The 12,269-nt window shown below is 65.8% G+C and carries 15 protein-coding genes; 3 read left to right on the top strand and 12 right to left on the bottom strand.

Annotated features, from left to right (window positions below):
- The first annotated feature begins 77 nt into the window (after positions 1 to 77).
- The 3 genes from CAG00_RS22795 to dxs all read left to right on the top strand — a co-directional run bounded on the left by CAG00_RS22795 (position 78) and on the right by dxs (position 3,277).
- Positions 78 to 320: an exodeoxyribonuclease VII small subunit gene (locus CAG00_RS22795; RefSeq protein ID WP_003255380.1), complete on the top strand. Its 243-nt coding sequence runs from the start codon at positions 78 to 80 to the stop codon at positions 318 to 320.
- Positions 317 to 1,204: a (2E,6E)-farnesyl diphosphate synthase gene (gene ispA / locus CAG00_RS22790; protein ID WP_085591990.1), complete on the top strand. Its 888-nt coding sequence runs from the start codon at positions 317 to 319 to the stop codon at positions 1,202 to 1,204. The genes CAG00_RS22795 and ispA overlap by 4 nt, the downstream gene beginning before the upstream one ends.
- 177 nt (positions 1,205 to 1,381) lie before the next feature.
- A complete protein-coding gene (dxs, locus tag CAG00_RS22785) occupies positions 1,382 to 3,277 on the top strand; it encodes a 1-deoxy-D-xylulose-5-phosphate synthase (RefSeq protein WP_085617815.1) in 1,896 nt (631 codons plus the stop codon).
- Between the two features lie 115 nt (positions 3,278 to 3,392).
- Here dxs and CAG00_RS22780 read toward each other — a convergent pair whose 3' ends face one another.
- The 12 genes from CAG00_RS22780 to nrdR all read right to left on the bottom strand — a co-directional run bounded on the left by CAG00_RS22780 (position 3,393) and on the right by nrdR (position 12,231).
- Entirely contained in the window at positions 3,393 to 4,205 is an 813-nt protein-coding gene (locus CAG00_RS22780; protein ID WP_085665386.1) for a cobalamin-binding protein, read from the bottom strand.
- Positions 4,205 to 4,624 carry an MFS transporter gene (locus CAG00_RS22775; protein ID WP_075044459.1) on the bottom strand — a complete coding sequence of 140 codons (420 nt, stop codon included), beginning with the start codon at positions 4,622 to 4,624 and terminating at the stop codon, positions 4,205 to 4,207. Before CAG00_RS22775 ends, CAG00_RS22780 begins: the two co-directional genes overlap by 1 nt.
- Positions 4,621 to 5,238 carry a GTP cyclohydrolase II gene (ribA, locus tag CAG00_RS22770; protein WP_003260612.1) on the bottom strand — a complete coding sequence of 206 codons (618 nt, stop codon included), beginning with the start codon at positions 5,236 to 5,238 and terminating at the stop codon, positions 4,621 to 4,623. Before ribA ends, CAG00_RS22775 begins: the two co-directional genes overlap by 4 nt.
- A 264-nt stretch (positions 5,239 to 5,502) precedes the next feature.
- A complete protein-coding gene (locus CAG00_RS22765) occupies positions 5,503 to 6,246 on the bottom strand; it encodes an ABC transporter substrate-binding protein (RefSeq protein ID WP_085665385.1) in 744 nt (247 codons plus the stop codon).
- A 16-nt stretch (positions 6,247 to 6,262) separates the two neighbouring features.
- A complete protein-coding gene (locus CAG00_RS22760; protein WP_004376077.1) occupies positions 6,263 to 6,766 on the bottom strand; it encodes a phosphatidylglycerophosphatase A in 504 nt (167 codons plus the stop codon).
- Complete coding sequence (thiL, locus tag CAG00_RS22755) at positions 6,763 to 7,731, bottom strand: thiamine-phosphate kinase (RefSeq protein ID WP_085665384.1); 969 nt, start codon at positions 7,729 to 7,731, stop codon at positions 6,763 to 6,765. Before thiL ends, CAG00_RS22760 begins: the two co-directional genes overlap by 4 nt.
- 18 nt (positions 7,732 to 7,749) lie before the next feature.
- The gene (gene nusB, locus CAG00_RS22750) at positions 7,750 to 8,250 is read right to left on the bottom strand and encodes a transcription antitermination factor NusB (protein WP_003255393.1); all 501 of its coding nucleotides are present in this window, start codon (positions 8,248 to 8,250) and stop codon (positions 7,750 to 7,752) included.
- A complete protein-coding gene (ribE, locus tag CAG00_RS22745) occupies positions 8,247 to 8,723 on the bottom strand; it encodes a 6,7-dimethyl-8-ribityllumazine synthase (RefSeq protein ID WP_003255395.1) in 477 nt (158 codons plus the stop codon). The genes nusB and ribE overlap by 4 nt, the downstream gene beginning before the upstream one ends.
- Positions 8,724 to 8,815: 92 nt before the next feature.
- Positions 8,816 to 9,907, bottom strand: coding sequence for a bifunctional 3,4-dihydroxy-2-butanone-4-phosphate synthase/GTP cyclohydrolase II (gene ribBA / locus CAG00_RS22740; protein WP_016484697.1), 1,092 nt, complete (start codon positions 9,905 to 9,907; stop codon positions 8,816 to 8,818).
- A gap of 18 nt (positions 9,908 to 9,925) precedes the next feature.
- Entirely contained in the window at positions 9,926 to 10,591 is a 666-nt protein-coding gene (locus CAG00_RS22735) for a riboflavin synthase (RefSeq protein ID WP_003255399.1), read from the bottom strand.
- Between the two features lie 42 nt (positions 10,592 to 10,633).
- Positions 10,634 to 11,764 carry a bifunctional diaminohydroxyphosphoribosylaminopyrimidine deaminase/5-amino-6-(5-phosphoribosylamino)uracil reductase RibD gene (gene ribD, locus CAG00_RS22730; RefSeq protein ID WP_085665383.1) on the bottom strand — a complete coding sequence of 377 codons (1,131 nt, stop codon included), beginning with the start codon at positions 11,762 to 11,764 and terminating at the stop codon, positions 10,634 to 10,636.
- 2 nt (positions 11,765 to 11,766) lie between these two features.
- Positions 11,767 to 12,231 carry a transcriptional regulator NrdR gene (gene nrdR / locus CAG00_RS22725; protein ID WP_003255402.1) on the bottom strand — a complete coding sequence of 155 codons (465 nt, stop codon included), beginning with the start codon at positions 12,229 to 12,231 and terminating at the stop codon, positions 11,767 to 11,769.
- Positions 12,232 to 12,269 lie beyond the last annotated feature (38 nt).

Here is a 12,269-nt window from a genome sequence, read left to right as displayed (position 1 = left end):
CAGGTTGCCGGAAGTTTGCTCCCCCCGCCCCGCTCTGCTAGTGTCGCGCCGTTCTGAATGCCACCGAGACAGTCGCCATGGCCCGCAAAAAAGCCTCCCTCGATTTCGAGCAATCCCTCGCAGACCTGCAAGCACTGGTCGAGCGCCTGGAGAACGGCGAGTTGTCGCTGGAAGAGTCGCTGGCCGCCTTCGAGCAAGGCATCGCCCTGACCCGCGATTGCCAGGGCGCCCTGGCCCAGGCCGAACAGAAGGTGCAGATCCTGCTGGAACGCGATGGCGAACTGGCAGCACAGCCCTTCGACGCGGAGCCGGAAGCATGATCGGCACCTACCAGGCCAGCTGCCAGGCGCGGGTCGACGCCGCCCTCGAACCGTTGTTCGTCGCCCCGACCAAGGAACTCGAACGCCTTTACGCCGCCATGCGCTACAGCGTGATGAACGGTGGCAAACGCGTTCGTCCGCTGCTGGCCTATGCGGCCTGCGAAGCCTTGGGCGCCCCGGCCGAACAGGCCAACGGCGCAGCCTGTGCGGTGGAACTGATCCACGCGTACTCGCTGGTGCATGACGACCTGCCGGCCATGGATGACGACGACCTGCGCCGCGGCCAGCCGACCACCCACAAAGCCTTCGATGAAGCCTGCGCGATCCTCGCCGGCGACGGTTTGCAGAGCCTGGCCTTCAGCGCCCTGCTCGACCCGCGCCTGAGCCCGCAGGCCGACAGCATTCGCCTGGCCATGGTCCAGGCCCTGGCCAAGGCTGCCGGCCCGGCAGGCATGGTCGGTGGCCAGGCCATCGACCTGGGCTCGGTTGGCCTGAAGCTGGACCAGCAGGCCCTGGAGTTCATGCACCGGCACAAGACCGGTGCGCTGATCGAAGCCAGCGTGCGCCTCGGCGCCCTGGCCAGCGCCCGCGCCGAACAGGCGCAACTGGATGCCCTGCAGACCTATGCACAGGCCATCGGCCTGGCGTTCCAGGTGCAGGACGACATCCTCGACGTGGAAAGCGATACCGCCACCCTGGGCAAACGCCAGGGGGCCGATATCGCCCGTGACAAACCGACCTACCCGGCACTGCTGGGCCTGGAAGCGGCCAAGGCCTATGCGATCGAACTGCGCGACCAGGCGCTGGTCGCACTGAGTGGGTTCGACGACAAGGCCGAGCCGCTGCGGGCGTTGGCGCGTTACATCGTCGAACGCCGCAATTAAGCAACGACACCAATCCCTGTAGGAGCGGGTTTACCCGCGAATGCGATGTTGAGTCTACCGCCGCATTCGCGGGTGAACCCGCTCCCACAGGGGCCGCGTAACCCGTGGTTGAATGGGCAGTATTTCCTACAATGGGGTAAACTGCCGCGTCTTCACACACCTATAACGACTCGCCTGATGCCCACGACGTTTCAAGAGATCCCCCGCGAACGCCCGGTCACGCCGTTGCTCGACCGCGCTGACACGCCTGCCGGCCTGCGCCGGCTGGCCGAAGCCGACCTGGAGACCCTGGCCGACGAACTGCGCCAGGAACTGCTCTACACCGTGGGTCAGACCGGTGGGCATTTTGGTGCCGGCCTGGGTGTCATCGAGCTGACCATCGCCCTGCACTACGTCTTCGACACCCCCGACGACCGGCTGGTGTGGGACGTGGGCCACCAGGCCTACCCGCACAAGATCCTCACCGGGCGCCGTAACCGCATGCTCAGCCTGCGCCAGAAGGACGGCATCGCCGCCTTCCCGCGCCGCAGCGAGAGCGAGTACGACACCTTCGGCGTCGGCCACTCCAGCACCTCGATCAGCGCCGCACTGGGCATGGCCATTGCCGCCCGCCTGCAGAACAGCAACCGCAAGTCGATCGCGGTGATCGGCGACGGCGCGCTGACCGCCGGCATGGCCTTCGAGGCGTTGAACCACGCCCAGGAAGTCAACGCCGACATGCTGGTGATCCTCAACGACAACGACATGTCGATTTCGCGCAATGTCGGCGGCCTGTCCAACTACCTGGCCAAGATCCTCTCCAGCCGCACCTACGCGAGCATGCGCGAAGGCAGCAAGAAAGTGCTGTCGCGCCTGCCGGGCGCCTGGGAAATCGCCCGCCGCACCGAGGAGTACGCCAAAGGCATGCTGGTGCCGGGCACGCTGTTCGAAGAACTGGGCTGGAACTACATCGGCCCGATCGACGGCCACGACCTGCCGACCATGATTGCCACACTGCGCAACATGCGTGACCTCAAGGGCCCGCAGTTCCTGCACGTGGTGACCAAGAAGGGCAAGGGCTTCGCCCCGGCCGAGATCGACCCGATCGGCTACCACGCCATCACCAAGCTGGAGCCGGCCGACAAACCCGCCGCACCGAAGAAAGCCAGCGGCCCGAAATACTCCGCAGTGTTCGGCCAGTGGCTGTGCGACATGGCTGCCGCCGACAACCGCCTGGTGGGCATTACCCCGGCGATGAAGGAAGGCTCCGACCTGGTCGACTTCAGCGAGCGCTACCCGGAGCGTTACTTCGACGTGGCGATCGCCGAGCAGCATGCCGTGACCCTGGCGGCCGGCATGGCCTGCGAGGGCAGCAAGCCGGTGGTGGCGATCTACTCTACCTTCCTGCAGCGCGCCTACGACCAGCTGATCCACGACGTGGCGGTACAGAACCTCGACGTGCTGTTCGCCATCGACCGCGCCGGCCTGGTCGGCGAAGACGGCCCGACCCATGCGGGCAGCTACGACCTGTCGTACCTGCGCTGCATCCCGGGCATGCTGGTGATGACCCCAAGCGACGAGAACGAGCTGCGCAAGATGCTCAGCACCGGCCACCTGTACAACGGCCCGGCGGCTGTGCGCTACCCGCGTGGCACCGGCCCGAACGCGCCGATCAGTGGTGACCTGGAACCGCTGGAAATCGGCAAGGGCGTGGTCCGTCGCCAGGGCGAGAAAGTCGCCTTGCTGGTGTTCGGCGTGCAACTGGCCGAGGCCATGCAGGTGGCTGAGCAGATCAACGCTACCGTGGTCGACATGCGCTTCGTCAAACCGCTGGACGAGGCACTGGTGCTGGAACTGGCCGCAAACCATGAGCTGCTGGTGACCATCGAAGAAAACGCCATCATGGGCGGTGCCGGTGCGGCTGTGGGTGAGTTCCTGGCCAGCCAGGCGATCGTGAAACCGCTGCTGCACCTGGGGTTGCCGGACATCTATGTCGAGCATGCCAAGCCTGCGCAGATGCTGGCTGAGTGTGGGCTTGATGCGGCCGGGATCGGGGCTTCGGTGAAGGCCCGCATGGCCAGGCTCGGGCTTTGATTTTTTGGGGCCGCTTTGCGGCCCATCGCGACACAAGGCCGCTCCTACAGGGACCGCGCAGTTATTTGTAGGAGCGGCCTTGCGTCGCGATCGAGGGCGCAGCCCTCGCAAAAGCTCACTTGGATACTGGCGCGTTAGCCTCGAGCAGCGCACACAAGCGCGCCGTAGCTTCGATCATCTGCCCACTAGGCCGCTCCAGGCCTTTGTCTGGCACCACCAGTAAACGATCATCGGCAACCGCGCGCAGTTGCGGCCAGGCCTTCCAACTCTCCAGCTGCGCCTCATCACCCGCCAGAATGACCTGCGGGTTGCGCAGCAGCACAGACTCCACATTTACCTGCGGCGCCGGCTGGGTGAGATCGGCGAAGACATTACGCGCGCCGCAAACGGCCAGGGCATCGCTGACCACCTGCCGGCCACCGAGCGTATACAGCGGTCGGTCCCAGACCTGGTAGAACACCTGCAGGGGCTCGTCCCGTCGATACTGCTGGCGCAGCTGCCGCAGCCGGTCACGCAGGGCCTGGGCATACCGATGGCCCTGTTCGGCACGGCCGATACGTTCGGCTATGGCTTCGATCTGCTCGATCAGCTGGTCGATGTCATGGGGTTCTGCGCTGTACGTTGCGATGCCCAGGCGCTTGAGCTGGCCACGTTGGGCCGGCGACACGCTGCCCGGCCACAGCAGCAACAGGTCGGGGCGAAGGCTGAGCAAGCGTTCGAGGTCCAGTTGCCCCTGGCGCCCCACCGAGGGCAGCTCGCGCAGCGCCGCCGGCCGTTCGCCACCGTCGAGCACACCTACCAGCAGGTCATCGGCCTGCAGTTCGAGCATGATCTCGCTCATCGACGGGGCCAGGCTGACCACCCGCAGGGGTTCGGCGGCCAGTGCGGAACAGGCGAACAGCGCCAGCAGGCCGGGCAGCAGGCGCATCAGCCGAGCTGGCGTGGAATGCGATAGAGGTACAGCACTACTGCGGTGGACAACGCCAGCAGGATCTGCGGCACCGCCTCGAGGCCGACCAGCACCGACAAGGCGGCGACCCAGGCCGGGAAGCAGGCATACAGCATGGCCAGGCGCCGCACCCGCGCCAGCTCGATCCAGGCGGCAGGCTCTTCGCCAGTGCCGAGCACCTTGGACGTAGCGATGAGGGCGCGCTTGTAGGCACCGAAGCGCGGCAGGCTGAGGAACATGGTCGCCGCGCCAGCAATGAACAGTGGCATGGCCAGCACCGAGGCCAGCGCATCACCGCCACCGAAGGCCCAGGCCATCACTGGCAGCGGCACCAGGCCCACCGCCAGGTACTGCCACCAGGCCAGCGCCAGGCGCCGCTTGACCTCGGCGCGGGTCACGCCTGAGGCACCTCGCCCTGGTGCTCGTTACCCAGCATGTGGCCCAGCTTGCCGGCCTTGGTTGCCAGGTAGTAGCGGTTGTGCGGGTTGTGCCCGGTGTGCAGCGGTACGCGCTCGGCGACGACGATGTTCATGTCGGTCAGGGCTTTGACCTTGCGCGGGTTGTTGGTCATCAGACGCAGCGACTTCACGCCCAGGTGCTCCAGCATCGGCAGGCACATGGCGTAGTCGCGCTGGTCGGCGGCAAAGCCCAGGCGCTCGTTGGCCTCGACGGTATCGGCGCCACCATCCTGCAGCTCGTAGGCGCGAATCTTGTTCAGCAGGCCGATGCCACGGCCTTCCTGGCGCAGGTACAGCAGCACGCCACGGCCTTCACGGGCGATGGCCTGCAGCGCGGCTTCCAGCTGCGAGCCGCAATCGCAGCGCTGGCTGAACAGGGCATCGCCGGTCAGGCACTCCGAGTGCAGGCGCCCCAGCACCGGCTGGCCGTCCGCGATGTCACCCAGGCTGAGCACCACGTGCTCACGGCCAGTGGCTTCGTCGAGGAAGCCATGCATGGTGAAGGTCGCGAAGGGAGTCGGGAGTTTAGAGGCGGCAACAAAGACGACGGGCACGTTGTGCTCCTGGAATAAGTTGAAAATTTCTCGTGGGCCGATTGTATCAGCAGGTTGGGGGATGTGGGCTGGCTGAATACCGTGGCTTAAGATCGAAAAGTTCGATGCTTATTAGGCCATCGATCAACCCTGCCCCCTACGCGGGCTTCTGTGGGAGCGGGTTTACCCGCGAAGAAGGTAACGCGGTGCCTGGCACCGGCTTCGCCGGTGTTCGCGGGTAAACCCGCTCCCACAGGGACCGCACAGGCCTTGGTGCTCTGCGCCTCAATGCGGTTTGCTATTCGGGCTGAACGGATACGGCTGCTGCCAGTGCTCGAAGATCGGCTTCAGCTCGCCACTGCGCACCAGCTCGGCCATGCGCTTGTCGAACAGGTCGCGCAGGGCCTTGGCCTGGTCGTTGCGGGCAAAGGCCAGGTACAGCGGCAGCTCGGCCACATGGGTGCGGCGGAAACGCTCGGGGTGGGAGGTCTGGCCGAGCACGTAGTCGACCTCGGTCAGCGCATCGATGTAGTAGTCCACGCGGTCATGCTCGAGCATCGGCAAAATGCCTTCGCGGCGCTGGACTTCGCGAAAGTCATGCACATTGGGCAGGTAGCTGCCGAAGTCGTAGCCACGCACCCAGGCCAGGCGGTAATGGCCTATGGTCTGCTGGGTAGGCACAGGCTTGCTGACCAGCCCCAGGGCGTAGATGTGGTCCATGTCGAAGTGCCAGCGCGGGTACAGGTTGTCGTCGTTCTCGTCCTTGTACGAGCCTACCCAGGCGTCAGCCTCGCCACGCTTGACCAGCCCGATCGCACGGCTGTAAGGCGCGCTCTGGGTCACCACCTTGACCCCCGCCGGCTCGAACACCTTGCGCAGCACGTCCCAGGCCACCCCGGTACCGTCGGCGTTGGTGTAGTCGAGCCACTCTTCGCTGACCAGGTGGATCTGCTTCGGCACACTTTCGGCAGCCGCCGCCCACGGGGCAACGCTCAGCAGCATTGCCAGCAGCACCGTCCTCATGGCCATTTACACGCTCCCTGTATCAGGCAACCGCCCACACCAGAACCTGCATCCCCAGCCAGGCAAACACGCCGGCCAGGATATCGTCGAGCATGATCCCGACACCCCCATGCACATGGCGGTCAACCCAGCGGATCGGCCAAGGCTTGAGGATGTCGAAGAAGCGGAACATCAGGAACCCCGCCAGCAGCCACTGCCAGCCTTCCGGCACCAGCCAGAGGGTAATCCACATGCCGACGATCTCGTCCCAGACAATACCTTCATGGTCGTGCACGCGCAGGTCATTGGCGACCTTGCCGCAGAGCCAGAAGCCGAACAGCATGCTCACGCCCAGCAACAGCCAGTAGCCCCAGTCGGGCAGCATCTGCCACAGCGGAATGAACGGTATGGCCACCAGCGAGCCCCAGGTGCCCGGCGCCTTGGGCAAGGTGCCGGAACCGAAACCGAAGGCGATGAAGTGCCACGGGTTGCGCCAGACCGAAGGCGGAACGAACTCCGCAGGCACCTGGTTGGGGTGATCGGTCACGGTGTCTCCCTAAAGTGTTGATAGCCGCGTTGCCGCGGGGTGATGTCCTGGCCCTGCTGATCGCGCAGGCTGACACCCTGCCCTTCGAGCACCCGCCCGATGACATGGAACGCCGCCAGGCCTTGTGCCTGCAGGGATGAAAGCTCGGCTGGCGGCAAGGTGAACGCCAGCACATAGTCGTCGCCACCGGTCAGCGCCGCCTGCACGGCGGCCTCGGCGCCGAGGAACCCCTGCAGAGCGGCTGACACCGGTACCTGCTCCAGGTTCACCTCGAGCGCCACACGGGAGGCCTTGGCGATATGCCCGCAGTCGGCCAGCAAGCCGTCGGAAATATCCAGCGCCGAGGTGGCACGCCCGCGCAGCAGTCGGCCCAGGGCGAACTGTGGCGATGGCGACCAATAATGATCGAGCAACGGTTGCGCCAGCGCGGCATCAGCCTGGCGCTGACCCAGCACCAGCGGCAAGGCCCCTGCCGCGTTGCCCAACTCGCCACCAACGCACAGTAGGTCGCCCGGGCGAGCGCCGTCACGGCGCAACGCCTGCCCCGCCGGAACCCGGCCGAACACGGTCATGGTGATACTCAGGGGGCCACGGGTGGTATCGCCACCGATCAGGCTCAGCTGGCAGTGGCCGGCCATGCGGTTGAGGCCGCTGGCATAGGCTTGCAGCCAGTCGGCGCTGACCTCGGGCAAGGTCAGGGCAAGGGTGAAACCGATGGGAGTGGCGCCCATGGCAGCCAGGTCGCTGGCCGCCACGGCCAGCGAGCGCTGGCCGAGCAACCAGGGGTCGCACACCGCCGGAAAATGCACCCCGGCAACCAGGGTGTCGGTAGACACCGCCAGTTGCTCGCCGGCGGGAAGGCTCAGCAGGGCGCAGTCGTCACCGATGCCCAGGGCCACGCCTTCACCGCCTTGCGCACAGGGCGCGGCGGCGAAGTAATGGCTGATCAGCTCGAACTCACCCATGGTCCGCAAGCGCCAGGATCAGCGCTTGTTCGCCTTGACTTCTGCTTCGCGCAGGGCCGGGGCGAGCTTGTCCAGCACGCCGTTGACGAACTTGTGGCCGTCGGTGGCGCCGAAGACCTTGGCCAGTTCCACGCCTTCGTTGATCACTACGCGGTACGGCACATCAACGCGCTTGATCAGTTCCCAGGTGGACAGGCGCAGCACGGCCAGCTCGACCGGGTCGAGCTCTTCCAGTGCGATGGTCATGCACGGCACCAACGCTTTGTCGATTTCGCCCTTGATTGCCGGGACCCCATGCAGGATCTCGCGGAAATAGGCACCGTCGACATCGGTGAAATCGTTATCGACCCGGAACTGCGCTTCGATCTCGTTCAGCGAATGCTGCGCCATGTGCCACTGGTACAGTGCCTGGGTCGCGAGCTTGCGGGCTTCGCGGCGCTTGGCGCTCTTCGATGGCTTGCCGGCATCCGCAGGTTTTGGATCGCGCGGGTTGAAACGATCGCTTTCGTCGCTAATCACTTGGCCTCCAACTGCGCCAGCAGGCTGACCATTTCCAGAGCGGACAGGGCAGCTTCAGCACCTTTGTTGCCGGCCTTGGTGCCGGAACGCTCGATGGCCTGTTCGATGGAGTCGACGGTCAGTACGCCGAAGGCCACCGGAACACCGAACTCCATGGACACCTGGGCCAGGCCCTTGGTGCATTCGCCCGCCACGTATTCGAAGTGCGGGGTACCACCACGGATCACGGCGCCCAGGGCGATGATCGCGTCGTAGGCGCCTTGCTGGGCGACCTTCTGTGCCACCAGCGGGATTTCGAATGCACCCGGGGCACGGATGATGGTGATGTCGCTTTCGCTGACACCGTGGCGTACCAGGGCGTCAACGGCACCGCTTACCAGGCTTTCGACGACGAAGCTGTTGAAGCGGCCAACCACCAAAGCATAGCGACCTTTGGGGGCGATGAAGGTACCTTCGATGGTCTTCAGGGTCATTCCGATATTCTCATCTTCAAGAGCGAGGCCGCATGCTGGCGGCCTCGACAGGGGTATGGACTCGAGCTGGAGGGCGTCACTGCCGCCTCAAGTCACTCGGAGGGCACGTATTCTACAACTTCCAGATCGAATCCGGATATCGCGTTGAACTTCATCGGCGAACTCATCAGGCGCATCTTGCGCACACCGAGGTCACGCAGGATCTGCGAACCGGCACCCACGGTGCTGTAGGTGGTCGGTGCCTTGGCGGGTGCATCGCCCGCGCTTTCGCGGATGTGCGCCAGCAGCACGTCGCCGTCCAGCGGGTGGCCCAGCAGCAATACCACGCCGCTGCCGGCCTCGGCCACGGCGGCCATGGCGGCGCGCAGGCTCCAGCGGCCCGGTTGCTTGACCAGCAGCAGGTCGCGCAACGGGTCCATGTTGTGCACGCGCACCAGGGTCGGCTCTTCGGCGCAGATCTTGCCCAGGGTCAGGGCCATGTGCACGTCGCCTTCCACCGCGTCGCGGTAGGTGACCAGGTTGAACTCGCCCAGCTCGCTCTCCACCGGTTGCTCGGAGACGCGCTGCACGGTGCGCTCGTGGATCATGCGGTAGTGGATCAGGTCGGCGATGGTGCCGATCTTCAGGCCGTGCTCGGCGGCGAACACTTCCAGCTCGGCGCGGCGCGACATGGTGCCGTCGTCGTTCATCACTTCGCAGATCACGCCGCTCGGCTCGAAACCGGCCATGCGCGCCAGGTCGCAGGCAGCTTCGGTGTGGCCGGCACGGGCAAGGGTACCGCCAGGCTGGGCCATCAGCGGGAAGATGTGGCCTGGGCTGACGATGTCTTCGGCCTTGGCGTCCTTGGCAGCGGCCGCCTGCACGGTGCGTGCACGGTCAGCGGCGGAGATGCCGGTGGTGACACCTTCGGCGGCTTCGATCGACACGGTGAACTTGGTGCCGAAGCCCGAGCCGTTGCGCGGCGCCATCAGCGGCAGCTTCAGCGTTTCGCAACGCTCGCGGGTCATCGGCATGCAGATCAGGCCACGGGCGTGCTTGGCCATGAAGTTGATGTGCTCGGGCAGGCAGCACTCGGCTGCCATGATGATGTCGCCCTCGTTTTCGCGGTCTTCGTCATCCATGAGGATGACCATTTTGCCCTGGCGGATGTCTTCGACCAGTTCTTCGATGCTGTTGAGCGCCACGCGGCACCCCCTTCTCAATCAGGATTTCAAGAAGCCGTTGGCGGCCAGGAAGCTTTCGGTAATGCCACTGCCCTTGCTCGGTTCGGCGGCCTTGTCACCCAGCAGCAGACGCTCCAGGTAACGGGCCAGCAGGTCGACCTCAAGGTTTACCCGACGCCCTGCACGGTAGTCGGCCATGATGGTTTCGGACAGGGTGTGCGGGACAATGGTCAGCTCGAACTCGGCGCCATTGACCTCGTTGACCGTCAGGCTGGTGCCGTCGACGGTGATCGAACCCTTGTGGGCGATGTACTTGGCCAGTTCCTTCGGTGCACGCACGCGGAACTGGATGGCGCGGGCGTTATCGCTGCGCGAGATGATTTCGCCGACCCCGTCGACGTGGCCGCTGACCAGGTGCCCGCCCAGCCGGGTGGTGGGGGTCAGGGCTTTTTCCAGGTTGACCTTGCTGCCGCTCTTGAGGTCGATGAAGGCGGTGCGCTTGAGGGTTTCGACGCTGACGTCGGCCCAGAAGCCGTCACCCGGCAGTTCGACGGCGGTCAGGCACACGCCGTTGACGGCGATGCTGTCGCCGAGCTTGACGTCACCCAGGTCGAGCTTGCCGGTTTCGACGTAGACGCGCACGTCGCCACCCTTGGGGGTCAGGCTGCGGATGGTGCCGATGGATTCGATGATGCCGGTGAACATGGGGTCTTCCTCAAAAACGGTTTGCGCGGGGCAAGCCTGGCATTATACGCCGGGCGCCGGCAGGGGGATGGCCGTGACCCGCCAGTCATCGCCCACTGCGCGCATTTCGGTAATTTTCAGCCGCGGTGCTTCGTTCATCTTGTCCAGTGGCCAGTCCAGCAGCGGGCGGGCCTGGGAACCGAGGAAAGTGCCGGCGACGAACAACTGGTACTCGTCGATCAGGCCTTGCCGGGCGAAGGCGCCGACCAGGCCGGCACCGGCTTCCAGCAGGATTTCGTTGACGCCACGGGTTGCCAGGGCCTGCAGCAGCACCGGCAGGTCTACCTGGCCATTGTCACCCGGCAGGCTGAGCAGTTCGTGGCCGGCAGCGGCATAGCGCGGGTCATCTGCGACAGCGCTCACCACCAGCACCGGGCCAGCCTGGAAGAACGGTGCATCCAGCGGCAGGCGCAGGCGGCCATCGACCAGCACGCGCAGCGGTGTGCGGCTGAGTGCCAGGGCGGTGGTTTCGGCATCCAGGCCCAGCTCGGCGCCGCGCACGGTCATCCGCGCGTTATCGGCCAACACGCTGGCGGCGCTGGTCAGCACCACGCTGGAGCGGGCGCGCAGGCGCTGCACCGCCGAGCGGGCGGCCGGGCCGGTGATCCACTTGCTTTCGCCACTGGCCATGGCGGTGCGGCCATCCAGGCTCATGGCCAGCTTGGCGCGAACGAACGGCAGGCCGTGCTCCATGCGTTTGAGGAAACCGGGGTTGAGTGCGCGGGCCTCGGCCTCGAGCACGCCGCTGGCCACTTCGATACCGGCCTCGGCCAGGCGCCGCAGACCCTGCCCCGCCACTTGCGGGTTGGGGTCCTGCATGGCGGCTACCACCCGTGCTACCCCGGCCTTGACCAGCGCTTCGGCGCACGGCGGCGTGCGGCCATGGTGGCTGCACGGCTCGAGGGTGACATAGGCACAGGCGCCACGGGCACGCTCACCAGCCTGTCGCAGGGCATGCACTTCGGCATGTGGCTCGCCGGCGCGCACATGCCAGCCTTCGCCGACCACCTCGCCATCGCGCACGATCACGCAGCCTACGCGCGGGTTCGGGTGGGTGGTGTACAGGCCCTTGCGCGCCAGCTCCAGCGCGCGGGCCATGTAGTGGGCGTCGAGGATGGCAGCTTGGCTGGGCATGGTCACTCTTTAGCCGGCTCGCGAGCCAGGCGGTCGATTTCTTCGCGGAACTCGTCGAGGTCCTGGAAGCGGCGGTAAACCGAGGCAAAACGGATATAGGCCACTTCGTCGAGCTTGCGCAGCTCGGCCATGACCATTTCACCCACCACCAGCGATTTGACTTCACGCTCGCCGGTGGCACGCAGGCGGCTCTTGATATGCGCCAGCGCAGCTTCCAGGCGCTCGACGCTGACCGGGCGTTTTTCCAGTGCCCGCTGCATGCCGGCGCGCAGTTTTTCTTCGTCGAAGGGTTGGCGCGTGCCGTCCTGCTTGATCAGCCGGGGCAGCACCAGCTCGGCGGTTTCGAAGGTGGTGAAGCGCTCGCCGCAGGCGACGCATTCACGGCGGCGGCGCACCTGCTCGCCCTCGGCGACGAGGCGAGAGTCGATGACCTTGGTGTCGTTGGCACCGCAAAAGGGACAGTGCATGGTGGCAGGCAACAAAAAAAGGGAGGGCCATGGTAGCG

This window comes from Pseudomonas sp. B5(2017), from assembly GCF_002112825.1.
GTDB classification, from domain to species: domain Bacteria; phylum Pseudomonadota; class Gammaproteobacteria; order Pseudomonadales; family Pseudomonadaceae; genus Aquipseudomonas; species Aquipseudomonas putida_Z.
This window is presented reverse-complemented; position numbering and strand designations above follow the sequence as displayed.

What these genes read in the sequence shown, in the direction of transcription:
- CAG00_RS22795 (WP_003255380.1), top strand. Translation starts at nt 78, where the DNA reads ATGGCCCGCAAAAAAGCCTCCCTCGATTTCGAGCAATCCCTCGCAGAC.
- ispA (WP_085591990.1), top strand. Translation starts at nt 317, where the DNA reads ATGATCGGCACCTACCAGGCCAGCTGCCAGGCGCGGGTCGACGCCGCC.
- dxs (WP_085617815.1), top strand. Translation starts at nt 1,382, where the DNA reads ATGCCCACGACGTTTCAAGAGATCCCCCGCGAACGCCCGGTCACGCCG.
- CAG00_RS22780 (WP_085665386.1), bottom strand. Translation starts at nt 4,205, where the DNA reads ATGCGCCTGCTGCCCGGCCTGCTGGCGCTGTTCGCCTGTTCCGCACTG.
- CAG00_RS22765 (WP_085665385.1), bottom strand. Translation starts at nt 6,246, where the DNA reads ATGGCCATGAGGACGGTGCTGCTGGCAATGCTGCTGAGCGTTGCCCCG.
- thiL (WP_085665384.1), bottom strand. Translation starts at nt 7,731, where the DNA reads ATGGGTGAGTTCGAGCTGATCAGCCATTACTTCGCCGCCGCGCCCTGT.
- ribE (WP_003255395.1), bottom strand. Translation starts at nt 8,723, where the DNA reads ATGACCCTGAAGACCATCGAAGGTACCTTCATCGCCCCCAAAGGTCGC.
- CAG00_RS22735 (WP_003255399.1), bottom strand. Translation starts at nt 10,591, where the DNA reads ATGTTCACCGGCATCATCGAATCCATCGGCACCATCCGCAGCCTGACC.
- ribD (WP_085665383.1), bottom strand. Translation starts at nt 11,764, where the DNA reads ATGCCCAGCCAAGCTGCCATCCTCGACGCCCACTACATGGCCCGCGCG.
- nrdR (WP_003255402.1), bottom strand. Translation starts at nt 12,231, where the DNA reads ATGCACTGTCCCTTTTGCGGTGCCAACGACACCAAGGTCATCGACTCT.